We start from the raw sequence: 1,382 nt of genomic DNA, 5'->3' as shown, positions 1-1,382 counted from the left end.
GAATAGACCCTTAAAATAATCCATAATATTTTTCTTATTCAGACGATTTCTTATTTTCCTACGGAATTTAAAACCCAAATAGACAAACATCGATAACAGTAACATACTGAAAATAAATTTAGGCATTATGAATGAAAATATAATGCAGAATAAGATAACGATAGAAAGCAATGAGATAACAATATCCTTCATGGTAATCTTAAATATCCATGCAAAAAACTTGATAATGCATTTCATGAAGTCATAAAAAATTTCCAATATTGATACCAAGAAATCCATAATCTCCATCCTTAGTAAAAATTATCACATTAAGTCATGTACTGCGGTGATTTATCGAATAAATGATTTTACATGCCATATTCAATTTTCAATCGGTTGCAAAAGTATTGGATCTGACTGATTAGAAATCATTTTTGCCATTTTTTCAATCGGATCTGTCCGCAATATATATAACCTTTTCAAAGAAAAAGGATTATCGCCTAACTTAACTTTTCCCTGTACTGTGGTAACAGCCAAATGAAATCCAGCTTGTTTAGCCGCTTTCATTGCCTTTGGGTTATACCCGCCAAAAGGATAAGAGAGATAAAACACATGAGGGTTAAATTGTGATAGTGCCCGTCTGGAGTGGGCAAAATCATACAGGATAGTGTGGTATGACCGACTCAATAGTATGGGCTGTTTATTTTTTCTCAATCGATGCAAGAAGTGGGTATGAGACTGAAAATCAAATACATCCTGCATGGAATATAATTCAGGGAGGCTCAGAAATTGCAGGCTATCAGGGTTCCATTTTTGCGGGTGACGTTTAATTCTGGATGAAATAATAAAGAGTGTCGCTTTCTGACTATTCTCTTGCAAAATGGGGTAGGCATAAAGATAAACGGATTTCAGTCCATCATCAAAGGTTAAACCAACGACTTTTGCCGGTAAGTTAATGGAACCATTTAGGTAACCTTCCAATTCATATAATGAGATTGTGGTATAACCTGCCCGCTTCAAATAAGCCATCTGCTCACGAAAAGCGGTCAAAGACGTGGTTGTTGAGGTATGTAGAAAATATTTATTTTTTTCCAATATATGATGGTAAGTTAGCAAAGGAATGCCCGTGTCCAATTCAGCATCCCGATCACTAATGTAGCCCAATCGATCACCCAAATTAATTTCGTACCAAGTATGGTGTGAAGGATCTTGTAACTTGTCTAAAACCGGATAGCGGAGATTTTTCATCAAAATGGCAATGGGTTCGCTATCTGTATCAGGTGTGCTATAAACGCGAACCACCTCAAAAACCATCAAATTTTGGGAGGCTTTCTTAGGAAGAATATTGAAAGGATCACTGGGAAATTCAGATTTTTTAATTTCCTTTAAATTTCCTTTGGCGA

At 35.6% G+C, this 1,382-nt stretch carries 1 protein-coding gene; it reads right to left on the bottom strand.

Annotated features, from left to right (window positions below; translation table 11 throughout):
- Positions 1-360: 360 nt before the first annotated feature.
- The coding region (locus PSI17_RS16850; RefSeq protein ID WP_273553057.1) for a polysaccharide deacetylase family protein at positions 361-1,382 on the bottom strand (1,022 nt) is incomplete at its 5' end.

This window comes from Xenorhabdus sp. IM139775, from assembly GCF_028598745.1.
GTDB lineage: Bacteria > Pseudomonadota > Gammaproteobacteria > Enterobacterales > Enterobacteriaceae > Xenorhabdus.
The sequence above is the reverse complement of the archived record's forward strand: the minus strand, read 5'-3'. Positions and strand labels throughout refer to the sequence as shown.